This window comes from Burkholderia cepacia (assembly GCF_001718835.1).
GTDB classification, from domain to species: domain Bacteria; phylum Pseudomonadota; class Gammaproteobacteria; order Burkholderiales; family Burkholderiaceae; genus Burkholderia; species Burkholderia cepacia_F.
This window is the reverse complement of the sequence record NZ_CP013443.1, coordinates 2,264,796-2,278,690: the sequence shown is the minus strand read 5'-3', so window position 1 is coordinate 2,278,690 and position 13,895 is coordinate 2,264,796. Positions and strand designations below refer to the sequence as shown.

General features: G+C 66.4%; 14 protein-coding genes. All 14 read left to right on the top strand.

The window, feature by feature from the left end; genetic code table 11:
- Positions 1–136: 136 nt before the first annotated feature.
- Positions 137–850, top strand: coding sequence for a UMP kinase (pyrH, locus tag WT26_RS13810; protein ID WP_048248631.1), 714 nt, complete (start codon positions 137–139; stop codon positions 848–850).
- Between the two features lie 91 nt (positions 851–941).
- Complete coding sequence (frr, locus tag WT26_RS13805; RefSeq protein WP_039342717.1) at positions 942–1,502, top strand: ribosome recycling factor; 561 nt, start codon at positions 942–944, stop codon at positions 1,500–1,502.
- Positions 1,503–1,551: 49 nt separating this feature from the next.
- Entirely contained in the window at positions 1,552–2,334 is a 783-nt protein-coding gene (uppS, locus tag WT26_RS13800) for a polyprenyl diphosphate synthase (RefSeq protein WP_006478494.1), read from the top strand.
- On the top strand, positions 2,328–3,149 hold the full coding sequence (locus WT26_RS13795; RefSeq protein ID WP_059532274.1) for a phosphatidate cytidylyltransferase: 822 nt from the start codon (positions 2,328–2,330) through the stop codon (positions 3,147–3,149). Before uppS ends, WT26_RS13795 begins: the two co-directional genes overlap by 7 nt.
- 15 nt (positions 3,150–3,164) lie before the next feature.
- Positions 3,165–4,361 (top strand): 1-deoxy-D-xylulose-5-phosphate reductoisomerase, encoded by a 1,197-nt coding sequence (locus tag WT26_RS13790; RefSeq protein ID WP_059532277.1) that lies wholly within the window; start codon positions 3,165–3,167, stop codon positions 4,359–4,361.
- Positions 4,362–4,372: 11 nt separating this feature from the next.
- A complete protein-coding gene (gene rseP, locus WT26_RS13785) occupies positions 4,373–5,746 on the top strand; it encodes an RIP metalloprotease RseP (RefSeq protein ID WP_069273110.1) in 1,374 nt (457 codons plus the stop codon).
- A gap of 61 nt (positions 5,747–5,807) precedes the next feature.
- Positions 5,808–8,117: an outer membrane protein assembly factor BamA gene (bamA, locus tag WT26_RS13780; protein WP_081333732.1), complete on the top strand. Its 2,310-nt coding sequence runs from the start codon at positions 5,808–5,810 to the stop codon at positions 8,115–8,117.
- 64 nt (positions 8,118–8,181) lie between these two features.
- Positions 8,182–8,679 (top strand): OmpH family outer membrane protein, encoded by a 498-nt coding sequence (locus WT26_RS13775; RefSeq protein ID WP_011549544.1) that lies wholly within the window; start codon positions 8,182–8,184, stop codon positions 8,677–8,679.
- 16 nt (positions 8,680–8,695) lie between these two features.
- Complete coding sequence (gene lpxD, locus WT26_RS13770; RefSeq protein WP_069273109.1) at positions 8,696–9,778, top strand: UDP-3-O-(3-hydroxymyristoyl)glucosamine N-acyltransferase; 1,083 nt, start codon at positions 8,696–8,698, stop codon at positions 9,776–9,778.
- Positions 9,779–9,908: 130 nt separating this feature from the next.
- Positions 9,909–10,376 carry a 3-hydroxyacyl-ACP dehydratase FabZ gene (fabZ, locus tag WT26_RS13765; RefSeq protein ID WP_021159112.1) on the top strand — a complete coding sequence of 156 codons (468 nt, stop codon included), beginning with the start codon at positions 9,909–9,911 and terminating at the stop codon, positions 10,374–10,376.
- 58 nt (positions 10,377–10,434) lie between these two features.
- Positions 10,435–11,223 carry an acyl-ACP--UDP-N-acetylglucosamine O-acyltransferase gene (lpxA, locus tag WT26_RS13760; protein ID WP_059532286.1) on the top strand — a complete coding sequence of 263 codons (789 nt, stop codon included), beginning with the start codon at positions 10,435–10,437 and terminating at the stop codon, positions 11,221–11,223.
- Between the two features lie 3 nt (positions 11,224–11,226).
- Positions 11,227–12,396, top strand: a complete 1,170-nt coding sequence (gene lpxB, locus WT26_RS13755) for a lipid-A-disaccharide synthase (protein ID WP_059532289.1) — start codon at positions 11,227–11,229, stop codon at positions 12,394–12,396.
- Positions 12,393–13,037, top strand: a complete 645-nt coding sequence (rnhB, locus tag WT26_RS13750; protein ID WP_059662853.1) for a ribonuclease HII — start codon at positions 12,393–12,395, stop codon at positions 13,035–13,037. The genes lpxB and rnhB overlap by 4 nt, the downstream gene beginning before the upstream one ends.
- Positions 13,034–13,816, top strand: a complete 783-nt coding sequence (locus WT26_RS13745) for a TrmH family RNA methyltransferase (protein ID WP_069273108.1) — start codon at positions 13,034–13,036, stop codon at positions 13,814–13,816. Before rnhB ends, WT26_RS13745 begins: the two co-directional genes overlap by 4 nt.
- The last annotated feature ends 79 nt before the right edge of the window (positions 13,817–13,895 follow it).

Sequence of the window (13,895 nt, the reverse complement as noted above, 5' to 3'; positions counted from 1 at the left end):
GGCGGGCGTCCGCTCCGCCGCGGTCGGCGCCGCCGCCGCCGGCCGGGAAACCCGGTTCGACCGTCGGCGCTTGCCCGAATCAGTATTTCGCCCCTACAGTTCGTGGTTGTCATCCTCTCGTCGCTCGGAAGCCCCTATGTCCAATGCCTATAAACGCGTCCTCCTCAAACTCTCCGGCGAAGCGCTGATGGGCGACGATGCCTTCGGCATCAATCGCGCGACGATCGAACGGATGGTGGCCGATATCGCCGAAGTCGTGCGTCTCGGTACGCAACTCGCGGTCGTGATCGGTGGCGGTAATATTTTCCGCGGTGTCGCGGGTGGCGCGGCCGGCATGGATCGCGCGACGGCGGACTACATGGGGATGCTCGCGACGATGATGAACGCGCTGGCGCTGCAGGACGCGATGCGCCACGCCGGCATCGAGGCGCGCGTGCAGTCCGCGCTGCGCATGGACCAGGTCGTCGAGCCGTATATCCGGCCCCGCGCGATTCGCCAGCTCGAGGAAGGCCGCGTCGTGATCTTCGCGGCCGGTACGGGCAACCCGTTCTTCACGACGGACACGGCCGCCGCGCTGCGCGGTTCGGAAGTGGGCGCCGAGGTCGTGCTGAAGGCGACCAAGGTCGATGGCGTATATTCTGCCGATCCGAAGAAGGATCCGGCGGCCACGCGCTATACGACGATCACGTTCGACGAGGCGATCAGCCGCAACCTGCAAGTGATGGACGCGACGGCCTTCGCGCTGTGCCGCGACCAGAAGCTGCCGATTCGCGTGTTTTCGATCAACAAGCCGGGCGCGCTCAAGCGCATCGTGCTGGGCGAGGACGAAGGTACGCTCGTCCACGTGTAAACTCCCGCGGATGCGGGCCATCGGCCGCGGCGCGCCGGACGCGCCGGGCAGGGCCCGCGTTCTTTGAAGGTTAGAAGGTTCGGAGGTTGAAATGAGTGTCGCTGATACCAAGAAGGGCGTCGAGCAAAAGATGCAGCGCTCGATCGAAGCGTTCAAGAACGATCTGGCAAAGATCCGTACGGGCCGTGCACACACCGGTCTGCTCGATCACGTGCAGGTCGACTACTACGGGTCGATGGTGCCGATCTCGCAGGTCGCCAACCTGACGCTCGTCGATGCGCGCACGATCGGCGTGCAGCCGTGGGAAAAGAACATGGTCGCGAAGGTCGAGAAGGCCATTCGCGAAGCCGACCTGGGCCTGAACCCGGCCACGGCCGGCGACCTGATCCGCGTGCCGATGCCCGCGCTGACGGAAGAGCGCCGCCGCGAACTGACCAAGGTCGTCAAGAGCGAAGGCGAAACGGCCAAGGTCGCGATCCGCAACCTGCGCCGCGACGCGAACGAAGCGCTCAAGAAGCTCGTGAAGGACAAGGAAATCTCGGAAGACGACGAGCGCCGTGCGAGCGACGACGTGCAGAAGCTGACCGACAAGCACGTTGCCGAAATCGACAAGCTCGTGCAGAGCAAGGAAGCCGAGATCATGACGGTCTGACGACCGTCCTCGCGCGCCGCCTTCTTCCCGCATTACTGTCTCAACGGCCATGACCTATACCAGCTCTACCGTTCGCGTGCCTGACGTCGGTGTCGTGCCGCGTCACATCGCGATCATCATGGACGGCAACGGCCGTTGGGCGACCGAACGCCGCTTGCCGCGCGTCGCGGGGCATACCCGCGGCGTCGATGCCGTGCGGGCCGTGGTCGAAGGCTGCGCGCGCGCCGGCGTCGAATACCTGACGCTGTTCGCGTTCAGTTCGGAAAACTGGCGCCGGCCGAACGACGAAGTGTCGTTCCTGATGCGGCTCTTCATCACCGCGCTCGAGCGCGAGGTCGGCAAGCTCCATGCGAACGGGATCCGCCTGCGTGTCGTCGGCGATCTCGACCGTTTCGAGCCGCGCATCCGCGAACTGATTCGCCGCGCCGAAACCAAGACGGCGCGCAATACCCGTCTTACGCTCACGATCGCGGCGAACTACGGCGGCCGGTGGGACATCCTGCAGGCGACGAAGAAACTCGTCGAGCAGGCCGTGCGCGAAGGGCGCGAGGTCGAAGTGACCGAGGACGCATTCGCGCCGCACCTGGCGATGGCCTATGCGCCGGAGCCCGATCTCTTCATCCGTACCGGCGGCGAGCAGCGCGTCAGCAACTTCCTGCTGTGGCAGCTTGCGTACGCCGAATTCTATTTCACCGACAAATACTGGCCGGATTTCGACGGCGCGGCACTGGCCGACGCCATGGCGTCGTATACGGAGCGCGAGCGTCGTTTCGGCCGCACGAGCGCACAGCTCGAACCGCAATCGCAGAACGCCGACTCCCTTTCATGCTGAAAACCCGTGTGATCACGGCGATCGTGATGCTGGCGGTCCTGCTGCCGGTGACGCTGTTCGCGCCGCTCACCGCGTTCGGCGCGCTGATCGGCGTCGTGCTCGTGTTCGCCGCGTGGGAATGGGCACGCCTGCTCAAGCTCGGCGGCGCCGGCCCGGTCGTCTATGCAGTCGTCGCGGCGCTTGCGCTCGCGGCAACGGCGCCGCTCGGCGTCGATGCGGCTTCGTCCCGTCCCCTTTTCATGGCAGCCGGCGTGTTCTGGCTGCTGGTCGGCCCATTCGCGCTGCGGCGCAAGCCCGAACTCGCGGGCGGCGTCTGGCGGCCGTTCCTGCTGGCGGCCGGTCTCGTGGTCTTCGCGGCCTGCTGGCATGCGCTCGTCGCGGCGCGTGCGCTGGGCGTGCCGTTCGTGCTGTCGCTGCTGCTGGTCGTCTGGCTGGCCGATATCGGCGCATACTTCGCGGGCAAGGCCTTCGGAAAGCGTAAACTGGCCGTCACGATCAGCCCCGGCAAGAGCTGGGAGGGTGCGATCGGGGGCTGGCTCGCCGTGATGGTCGTCGCCGGTGTCGCGATGGTCGGGCATGCGTTCGAGCCGACCCTGTTTTCCGCATTCGCCGTGCGCTACGGGATGCCCGGCGCGTGGGCTGCACTGACGCTGCTGGTCGCGTACAGCGTAATCGGCGACCTGTTCGAGTCGCTGCTGAAGCGGCAGGCGGGCGTGAAGGATTCGAGCGGACTGCTGCCTGGCCATGGCGGCGTGCTCGACCGTGTCGACGCGCTGCTGCCGGTGCTGCCGCTCGCGATGCTGCTGCTTGGTTAAACCACTATTTCTGTTATGCAAAAACGTCTGACATTGCTCGGTTCCACGGGCTCGATCGGAGACAGCACGCTCGACGTGGTCGCGCGCCATCCCGAGCGCTTCTCGGTGTACGCGCTGACCGCACACCGCAACGGCGACAAGCTGGTCGAGCAATGCCTGCGCTTCGCGCCTGAAGTGGCGGTGGTCGGCGATGCCGCGACGGCCGCGCACGTCGACGCGAAACTGCGGGCGGCGGGCAGCAGGACGACCGTGCTGCACGGGCCGCAGGCGCTCGTCGACGTGTCGAAGAGCGACGGCTGCGACACGGTGGTCGCGGCGATCGTCGGTGCGGCCGGCCTCGCGCCGAGCCTCGCGGCCGCGCGCGCCGGCAAGCGCATCCTGCTCGCGAACAAGGAATCGCTGGTGATGTCGGGCGCGATCTTCATGGACGCCGTGCGCGACCATGGCGCGATCCTGCTGCCGGTCGACAGCGAACACAACGCGATCTTCCAGTGTATGCCGCGTGACGAGAACGAGCACGGCGGGATCTCGAAGATCATCCTGACCGCGTCGGGCGGCCCGTTCCGCACGCGCGAGCCGGCCACGCTCGTCGACGTGACGCCGGACGAGGCGTGCAAGCATCCGAACTGGGTGATGGGCCGCAAGATCTCGGTCGACTCCGCGACGATGATGAACAAGGGCCTCGAGGTGATCGAGGCACACTGGATCTTCGGGCTGCCGGGCGACCGGATCGACGTGCTGATCCATCCGCAGAGCGTGATCCATTCGCTCGTGTCGTACCGCGACGGCTCGGTGCTCGCCCAGCTCGGCAACCCCGACATGCGCACGCCGATCGCGCACGCACTCGCGTTCCCCGAGCGCGTCGATGCAGGTGTCGATCAGCTCGACCTCGCGCAGATCGCCCAGCTGTCGTTCGAGAAGCCCGATTACGCGCGCTTCCCGTGCCTTGCGCTCGCGCTGAAGGCGCTCGAGGAAGGCGGTATCGCGAGCGCCGCATTGAACGCGGCGAACGAAGTGGCGGTCGAAGCGTTTCTCGCGCGCCGCATCGGCTTCATGGCGATTGCGGAGACGGTCGACGCCGTGCTCAACACGCTGCCGAACCGCGCGCCCGACGGGCTCGACGACGTCCTGGCGGCGGATGCCGAGGCACGCCGCCTCGCCGCCGAGATCATTGCCAAAGCGCCTGCGCCACGCGTGGAGCGCACTGTCTGAATGAGGTGCTCATGAACGTGCTGGTCGAACTGATCGCGTTTGCGGTGGCGATCGGGGTGCTGGTCGTCGTGCATGAGTACGGACATTATCGCGTCGCGCGCTGGTGCGGCGTGAAGGTGCTGCGTTTCTCGATCGGCTTCGGCCAGCCCGTCGCGCGCTGGGTCAGCCGCCGGACGGGCACCGAGTGGACGCTGTCCGCGTTGCCGCTCGGCGGCTACGTGAAGATGCTCGACGAGCGCGATCCCGGCCCCGGCATCCCGCCCGAGGAACTCGGCCAGGCGTTCAACCGGCAATCGGTCTACAAGCGCATCGCGATCGTCGCGGCCGGGCCGATTGCCAACTTCCTGTTGGCAATTCTCCTGTTTTCCGCCGTATTTGCCACCGGCGTGACCGAGCCGGCCGCGATCGTCGCGCCGCCGGCCGCCGGCACGGCGGCGGCGCGCGCGGGCTTCGACGGCGGTGAGGCGATCGTGTCGATCCGTGATGTGCCCGCAGGCGACGCGCAGCCGGTGCGCTCGTGGTCGGACCTGCGCTGGAAGCTGCTCGCGGCCGCGTTCGATCACCGCGAGATCGTGCTCGGCGCGCGCGACGGCGGTGCGTCGACGTTCGATTTCCGCGTCGATTTGCGCAATATCGCGGAAGGCGACATCGACGACGATTTCATGGCCCATCTGGGCTTCGAGACCGGTGGCGGCACGCTGTCGGTCGCGTCGGTGCAGCCAGGCAGCGCGGCGGAGCAGGCGGGCCTGAAGTCCGGCGACAAGCTGGTCGCGCTCGACGGCAAGCCGATCGGCGGCGCGACGCGCTTCATCGACGCAATCAAGCACCATGCGGGCAAGACGCTGGCGATGAAGATCGAGCGCGACGGCGCCGCGCAGACGGTGTCGATCGTGCCGCAGATGCAGCGCGACGACGAATCGGGGCAGCAGGTCGGCCGGATCGGCGCGGCGCTGTCGATGCATGCGCCGTCCGTCGACGTGCGTTACGGGCCGATCGAGAGCCTGCGGCTCGGCGCGCACCGCACGTGGGACATCTCCGTGTATTCGCTGCGGATGTTCGGGCGCATGATCACGGGCAACGCGTCGCTGAAGAACCTGTCCGGCCCCGTGACGATCGCCGACTACGCAGGCAAGAGTGCGCGGCTCGGTCCGTCGGCGTTCCTGTCGTTCCTCGCCCTTGTCAGCATTAGCCTTGGCGTCCTGAACTTGTTGCCGATTCCCGTTTTGGACGGGGGGCATCTGTTATATTATGCGGTTGAAGCCGCGACCGGGAAAGCCGTCTCGGAGCGCTGGCAGCTGATTCTGCAAAGAGCCGGGTTGATCTGCATCGTCGCATTGTCGGCGATCGCGCTGTTCAACGATCTGGCTCGGTTAATCCATTTCTGAAGCGTCAGGCGGCGGCCGCTGGGCAGCCGCCTGATTTGATGCAGCTAAATATTGGGGATGCATGTTGTTCAAACCTCATCGCTTTGTACCTAAGACAGTTGCAGCGGCCGCGCTCGCCGCGCACGGCCTCGCGGCGCATGCAGCGGCACCGTTCGTGGTGCAAGACATCAAGATCGAGGGGCTGCAGCGCGTCGAAGCGGGTTCGGTGTTCGCCTACCTGCCGATCAAGCAGGGCGATACCTTCACGGACGACAAGGCATCCGAAGCAATCCGCGCACTGTACGCGACGGGCTTCTTCAACGACGTACGCATCGCCACGCAGGGCAACGTCGTGATCGTGCAGGTGCAGGAGCGTCCGGCCATCGCGTCGATCGACTTCACCGGCACGAAGGAATTCGACAAGGACAACCTGACGAAGGCGCTGCGCGCGGTCGGCCTCGCCGACGGCCGTTATTACGACAAGGCGCTCGTCGACAAGGCGGAGCAGGAGCTCAAGCGCCAGTACCTCACGCGCGGCTTCTACGCGGCCGAGGTCAAGACGACGATCACGCCGGTCGACGCGAACCGCGTGTCGATCCTGTTCGCGGTGGCCGAAGGCCCGAGCGCGAAGATCCGCCAGATCAACTTCATCGGCAACAAGGCATTCAGCACCAGCACGCTGCGTGACGAGATGCAGCTGTCCACGCCGAACTGGTTCTCCTGGTACACGAAGAACGACCTGTACTCGAAGGAAAAGCTGACGGGCGACCTCGAAGCGGTGCGCTCGTACTACCTGAACCGCGGTTATCTCGAGTTCAACATCGATTCGACCCAGGTGTCGATCTCGCCCGACAAGAAGGACATGTACCTGACGGTCACGCTGCACGAAGGCGAGCCGTACACGGTGTCGGGCATCAAGCTGTCGGGCAACCTGCTCGATCGCGAGGCCGAACTCAACAAGCTGATCAAGATCAAGCCGGGCGACCGCTTCTCGGCCGAAAAGCTGCAACAGACCACCAAGTCGATCGTCGACAAGCTCGGTGAATACGGCTACGCATTCGCGACCGTCAACGCACAGCCGGACATCGACCAGGCGAACCACAAGGTTAACCTGAACCTCGTCGTCGATCCGAGCCGCCGCGTGTACGTGCGCCGCATCAACGTCGTCGGCAACACGCGCACGCGCGACGAAGTGGTGCGCCGCGAAATGCGCCAGCTCGAAAGCTCGTGGTTCGATTCGAACCGCCTCGCGCTGTCGAAGGATCGCGTGAACCGTCTCGGCTACTTCACCAACGTCGACGTGACGACGGTGCCGGTCGACGGCACGAACGACCAGGTCGACGTGAACGTGAAGGTCGCCGAGAAGCCGACCGGCGCGATCACGCTGGGCGCCGGCTTCTCGTCGACGGACAAGGTCGTGCTGTCGGCGGGGGTGTCGCAGGACAACGTGTTCGGCTCGGGTACCAGCCTGTCGGTGAACGTCAACACCGCGAAGAGCTACCGCACGCTGACCGTCACGCAGGTCGACCCGTACTTCACGGTCGACGGCATCAAGCGGATCACGGACGTCTACTACCGCACGTACCAGCCGCTCTACTATTCGACGAGCTCGAGCTTCCGGATCATCAGCGCGGGCGGCAACCTGAAGTTCGGCATTCCGTTCTCGGAAGTCGACACCGTCTACTTCGGCGCCGGTTTCGAGCAGAACCGCCTCGACGTCGATTCGAACACGCCGCAAAGCTACCAGGATTACGTGAACGAGTTCGGCCGCGTGTCGAACACGGTGCCGCTGACGGTCGCGTGGTCGCGCGACGCGCGTGACAGCGCGCTGATTCCGAGCCGCGGCTACTTCACGCAGGCGAACATGGAGTACGGCGTACCGGTCGGCAAGATCCAGTATTACAAGGCCGACCTGCAGGCCCAGTACTACTATTCGTTCTCGCGCGGCTTCATCCTGGGCCTGAACCTGCAAGGCGGCTACGGTAACGGTATCGGCAACCCGTATCCGATCTTCAAGAACTACTACGCGGGCGGTATCGGCTCCGTGCGGGGCTACGAGCCGAGCTCGCTGGGCCCGCGCGACACGAAGACGAACGACCCGATCGGCGGTTCGAAGATGCTCGTCGGCAACATCGAGCTGACGTTCCCGCTGCCGGGCACGGGCTACGACCGCACGCTGCGCGTGTTCACGTTCCTCGACGGCGGTAACGTGTGGGGCAACGCGCCGGGCGGCACGAGTACGGGCGCCAACGGCCTGCGTTACGGCTACGGCGTGGGTCTCGCGTGGATCTCGCCGATCGGCCCGCTGAAGCTGAGCCTCGGCTTCCCGCTGCAGAAGCACGAAGGCGACCAGTACCAGAAATTCCAGTTCCAGATCGGGACGGCGTTCTGACCGAACGCATGACAACAGCAACGAGAGGGTAATTTTGCTAACCGGTAAGTTTTCGAAACGAGTGATGTGCGCGCTGACCGTTGCGCTGGCCTTGGGCGCTGCGACGGTACACGCACAGGACGTCGCCCGCATCGCGGCGGTCAATTCGGATCGGATCCTGCGCGAGTCGGCGCCCGCGAAGGCGGCGCAGACGAAGCTCGAAGCCGAGTTCGCGAAGCGTGACAAGGATCTGCAGGATCTGGCGGCACGCCTGAAATCGATGTCCGATTCGCTGGACAAGAACGGCGCGTCGCTGTCGGCGGCCGACCGCGCGCAGAAGCAGCGCGATCTCGCCCAGCTCGATACCGACTTCCAGCGCAAGCAGCGCGAGTTCCGCGAAGACCTGAACCAGCGCCGCAACGAGGAGCTGGCGGCCGTGCTCGAGAAGGCGAACAAGGTCATCAAGCAGATTGCCGAGCAGCAGAATTACGATCTGATCGTGCAGGAAGCCGTGTACGTCAGCCCGCGCATCGACATCACCGACAAGGTGCTCAAGGCGCTCGCGTCCGGCTCGACGAACTGAACGGAGCAGACGACGAATGGCATTGACGCTTGAGGAACTCGTAAAGCGGTTCGGCGGCGAGATCGCCGGCGACGCACAGTGCAAGGTGAGCGGGCTCGCACCGCTCGACCAGGCAGGCCCGCAGCAACTCGCGTTCCTCGCGAATCCGAAGTACCTGTCGCAGGTCGAGTCGACCCGCGCCGGCGCGGTGCTGATCGCGCCGAAGGATCTGGAAAAGCTGGGCGCGGCCGCGACGGGGCGCAATTTCATTGTCACGCCGAATCCGTACGCGTACTTCGCGCGCGTCGCGCAGATGTTCATCGATCTGGCCACGCCGCAGCGTGCCGCCGGCGTGCATCCGAGCGCGACGATCGATCCGGCTGCGCAGGTCGCCGCGAGCGCGGTGATCGGCCCGCACGTGACGGTCGAGGCCGGCGCGGTGATCGAAGACGGCGTGCAGCTCGACGCGAACGTCTTCATCGGCCGCGGCACGACGATCGGGGCGGGCTCGCACATCTATCCGAACGCGTCGGTGTACCACGGCTGCAAGGTCGGCCCGCGCGCGATCATCCATGCGGGCGCCGTGATCGGCTCCGACGGTTTCGGCTTCGCGCCGGATTTCGTCGGCGACGGCGACGCGCGCACCGGCAGCTGGGTCAAGATCCCGCAGGTCGGCGGCGTATCGATCGGCCCGGACGTCGAGATCGGCGCGAACACGACGATCGACCGCGGCGCGATGGCGGACACCGTCATCGACGAATGCGTGAAGATCGACAACCAGGTGCAGATCGCCCACAACTGCCGGATCGGCGCCTATACGGTGATCGCCGGCAAGGCGGGCATCGCGGGCAGCACGACGATCGGCCGCCACTGCATGATCGGCGGCGCGGCCGGGATCGCCGGCCACGTGACGCTCGGCGACTATGTCATCATCACCGCGAATTCGGGTGTATCGAAGTCGCTGCCGAAGGCCGGCATCTATACCAGCGCGTTCCCGGCCGTCGACCACGGCGAATGGAACAAGAGCGCCGCGCTCGTGCGCAACCTCGACAAGCTGCGCGAGCGCATCAAGGCGCTCGAGACCGCATTGGCCGCCCAGGGCGGCGGCGCGGACGCGTAACCCATACCATGCGACATCATGAACCGGGCAGGGACTGCATGTGCCGCCCGGTTCGACCGACAGGGCCGGGCACCGGTCCGCATCAGCATTTGCATCACCACCGCGCAGCCTCTGCGTGAGACGAACCATCATGAGCACTGAAAAAATCAATCTCGACATCCACAAGATCCTCACGCTGCTGCCGCATCGCTACCCGATTCTGCTCGTCGATCGCGTGCTCGAACTCGAACCGCACAAGGGAATCAAAGCGCTGAAGAACGTGTCGATCAACGAGCCGTTCTTCCAGGGGCATTTCCCGAAGCGGCCGGTGATGCCGGGCGTGCTGATCCTCGAGGCGCTCGCGCAGGCCGCGGCGCTGCTGACCTTCTCGGAAGAGCAGCCGAAGGATCCGGAGAACACGCTGTACTACTTCGTCGGGATCGACGGCGCGCGCTTCAAGCGTCCGGTCGAACCGGGCGACCAACTGATTCTGAACGTGACGTTCGAACGCTACATCCGCGGCATCTGGAAGTTCAAGGCGGTGGCGGAAGTGGACGGCAAGGTGGCGGCGGAAGCCGAACTGATGTGCACGGTCAAGACGACCGACGTGGCGCCCTGAGCGACGCGGCACGCATAGGCAACGCAACGCGACACATCACATCGAGAGGCAACGGCGCATGACCAGGATTCATCCCACCGCGATTGTCGAACCGGGCGCGCAGATCGACGAATCGGTCGAGATCGGCCCGTACGCGATCGTCGGCCCGCACGTCACGATCGGCGCGCGCACGACGATCGGCTCGCACAGCGTGATCGAAGGCCATACGACGCTCGGCGAGGACAACCGCATCGGCCATTACGCGTCGGTCGGCGGTCGTCCGCAGGACATGAAGTACAAGGACGAGCCGACGAAGCTCGTGATCGGCAGCCGCAACACGATCCGCGAATTCACGACGATCCACACGGGCACCGTGCAGGACGGCGGCGTGACGACGCTCGGCGACGACAACTGGATCATGGCCTATGTGCACATCGGTCACGACTGCACCGTCGGCAGCCACGTGATCCTGTCGAGCAACGCGCAGATGGCCGGCCACGTCGAGATTGGCGACTGGGCGATCGTCGGCGGGATGTCGGGCGTCCACCAGTTCGTGCGCATCGGCGCGCACTCGATGCTGGGCGGCGCATCGGCGCTCGTGCAGGACATTCCGCCGTTCGTGATCGCGGCGGGCAACAAGGCCGAGCCGCACGGCATCAACGTCGAGGGGCTGCGCCGGCGCGGCTTTTCGCCCGACGCGATCTCCGCACTGCGTAGCGCGTACCGCCTGCTGTACAAGAGCGGCCTGTCGTTCGAGGAAGCGAAGGTGCAGCTGCGCGAGCTCGCGGAAGCGGGCGGCGACGGCGACGCGGCGGTCAAGGCGTTCGTCGAGTTCATCGACGCGTCGCAACGCGGCATCATCCGCTAAGCGATGCCGCTTCCGACCACTCAGCTCCGGCTCGCGATGGCGGCCGGCGAACCGTCGGGCGACCTGCTCGCGGCGTCGCTGCTAGGCGGGCTGCGCGAGCGGCTGCCCGAATCGGCCCAGTATTACGGGATCGGAGGGCAGCGGATGATCGCGCAGGGCTTCGACTCGCACTGGCAGATGGACAAGCTGACCGTGCGCGGCTACGTCGAGGCGCTCGGCCAGATTCCCGAGATCCTGCGGATTCGTGGCGAGCTGAAGCGCCAGTTGCTCGCCGAGCGGCCGGACGCGTTCATCGGCATCGACGCGCCCGACTTCAACTTCAATGTCGAACAGGCCGCGCGCGACGCGGGGATCCCGTCGATCCACTTCGTGTGCCCGTCGATCTGGGCATGGCGCGGCGGCCGGATCAAGAAGATCGCGAAGTCCGTCGATCACATGCTGTGCCTGTTCCCGTTCGAACCGGCGATTCTCGACAAGGCAGGCGTCGCGTCGACCTACGTCGGCCATCCGCTGGCCGACGAGATCCCGCTCGAACCCGACATGCACGGCGCGCGCATCGCGCTCGGATTGCCGGCCGACGGCCCGGTGATCGCGGTGCTGCCGGGCAGCCGGCGTTCGGAAATCGCGCTGATCGGCCCGACGTTCTTTGCGGCGATGGCGCTGATGCAGCAGCGCGAGCCTGGCGTGCGGTTCGTGATGCCGGCGGCGACGCCCGCGCTGCGCGCGCTGCTGCAGCCGCTTGTCGACGCGCATCCGCAGCTTGCGCTGACGCTCACCGACGGCCGCTCGCAGGTCGCGATGACGGCCGCCGACGCGATCCTCGTGAAGAGCGGCACGGTCACGCTGGAAGCCGCGCTGCTGAAGAAGCCGATGGTGATCTCGTACAAGGTGCCCTGGCTGACCGGGCAGATCATGCGCCGGCAGGGGTACCTGCCGTACGTCGGCTTGCCGAACATCCTGGCGGGGCGTTTCGTCGTGCCCGAGCTGCTGCAGCATTTCGCGACGCCCGAGGCGCTTGCCGATGCGACGCTCACGCAGCTGCGCGACGACGCGAACCGCCGCACACTGACCGAAGTATTCACCGAAATGCATCTTTCGCTGCGGCAGAACACGGCCGCGAAGGCGGCCGAAGCGGTCGTGCGCGTGCTCGAACAACGCAAGGGGCGCGCATGACCGCAGTACGTGCACCACGCCGCCGCGCGTCGAGCGACGTGCAGGACGGTTTCGATTTCAGCCGGCCCGACGAGATCGTCTGCGGTGTCGACGAAGCGGGCCGCGGCCCGCTCGCGGGGCCGGTGGTGGCCGCCGCGGTGATCCTCGATCCGGCGCAGCCGATCGACGGGCTCGACGATTCGAAGGCGCTGTCCGCGAAGAAGCGCGACGCGCTGTACGACCTGATCGTCGCACGTTCGCGCGCCTATTGCGTCGCGTCGGCGAGCGTCGACGAAATCGACACGCTGAACATCCTCCACGCGACGATGCTCGCGATGAAGCGGGCGGTCGAGGGCCTGTCGGTGCTGCCGACGCTCGCGCAGATCGACGGCAACCGCTGCCCGACGCTGATGGTTCGGGCCGAGGCGATCGTCAGCGGCGATGCGCTCGTGCCGAGCATCTCGGCCGCGTCGATTCTCGCGAAGGTCACGCGCGATCGCATGCTCGTCGACCTGCACGAGCGTTTCCCGGTGTACGGCTTCAACGTGCATGCGGGCTACGGCACCGCGAAACACCTTGCCGCACTGCGCGAGCACGGCCCGTGCGAAGCGCACCGGCGCTCGTTCGCGCCGGTTCGTGCGGCACTCGACCTGATTCGATGAAAAGCATCACTTCCCGCGACAACCCGCTGTACAAGCGCCTGAAGGCGCTCGCGGGTTCGACGCCCCATCAGCGCCGCAGCGGCCAGGCGCTGCTCGAAGGATTCCATCTCGCGAGCGCGTACCTCGATACGGGCGCGACGCCCGAGCTGTGCGTGGCGACCGAAGGCGCACTCGGCCACGCGGAGGCGCAGGCGATCGTCGCGCGCATCGATGCGCAACGGATCGTCACGCTGCCCGACGCGCTGTTCGGGCAGTTGTCGAACGTCGTCAACGGCGTCGGCTTCCTGCTGCTCGTCGACCGGCCGGCGCACCCGCTGCCCGCGCGCGTCACGCATACGTCGGTCGTGCTCGACGGCGTGCAGGACGCCGGCAACGTCGGCTCGATCCTGCGCAGCGCGGCGGCCGCAGGCGTGCGCCACGTGTTCTGTGCGCCGGGGACCGCGTACGCATGGTCGTCGAAGGTGCTGCGTTCGGGCATGGGCGCGCATTTCCTGCTGTCGATCCACGAGGACGTCGAAGCCGGTGAACTCGCCGAACGCCTCGATGTACCGGTTGCGCTGACCGACTCGCACGGCGCGCAGGCGATCTACGATTGCGACCTGGCCGGGCCGGTCGTCTGGGTGTTCGGCAACGAGGGCGCCGGCGTATCGGCGTTCTGGCGTGATGCGGCGACGCATCGCGTGACGATTCCGCAGCCGGGCGGGATGGAGTCGCTGAACGTCGCAGCCGCGGCGGCGGTGTGCCTGTTCGAGCAGGTGCGTCAGCAGCGCCGCGCGTGACGGTGCGGGGCGGCAGGGCGGTCACGCCCCCGCGCTGCGAAACGAAAAAGGCCGCGTGTCGCACGCGGCCTTTTGTCTT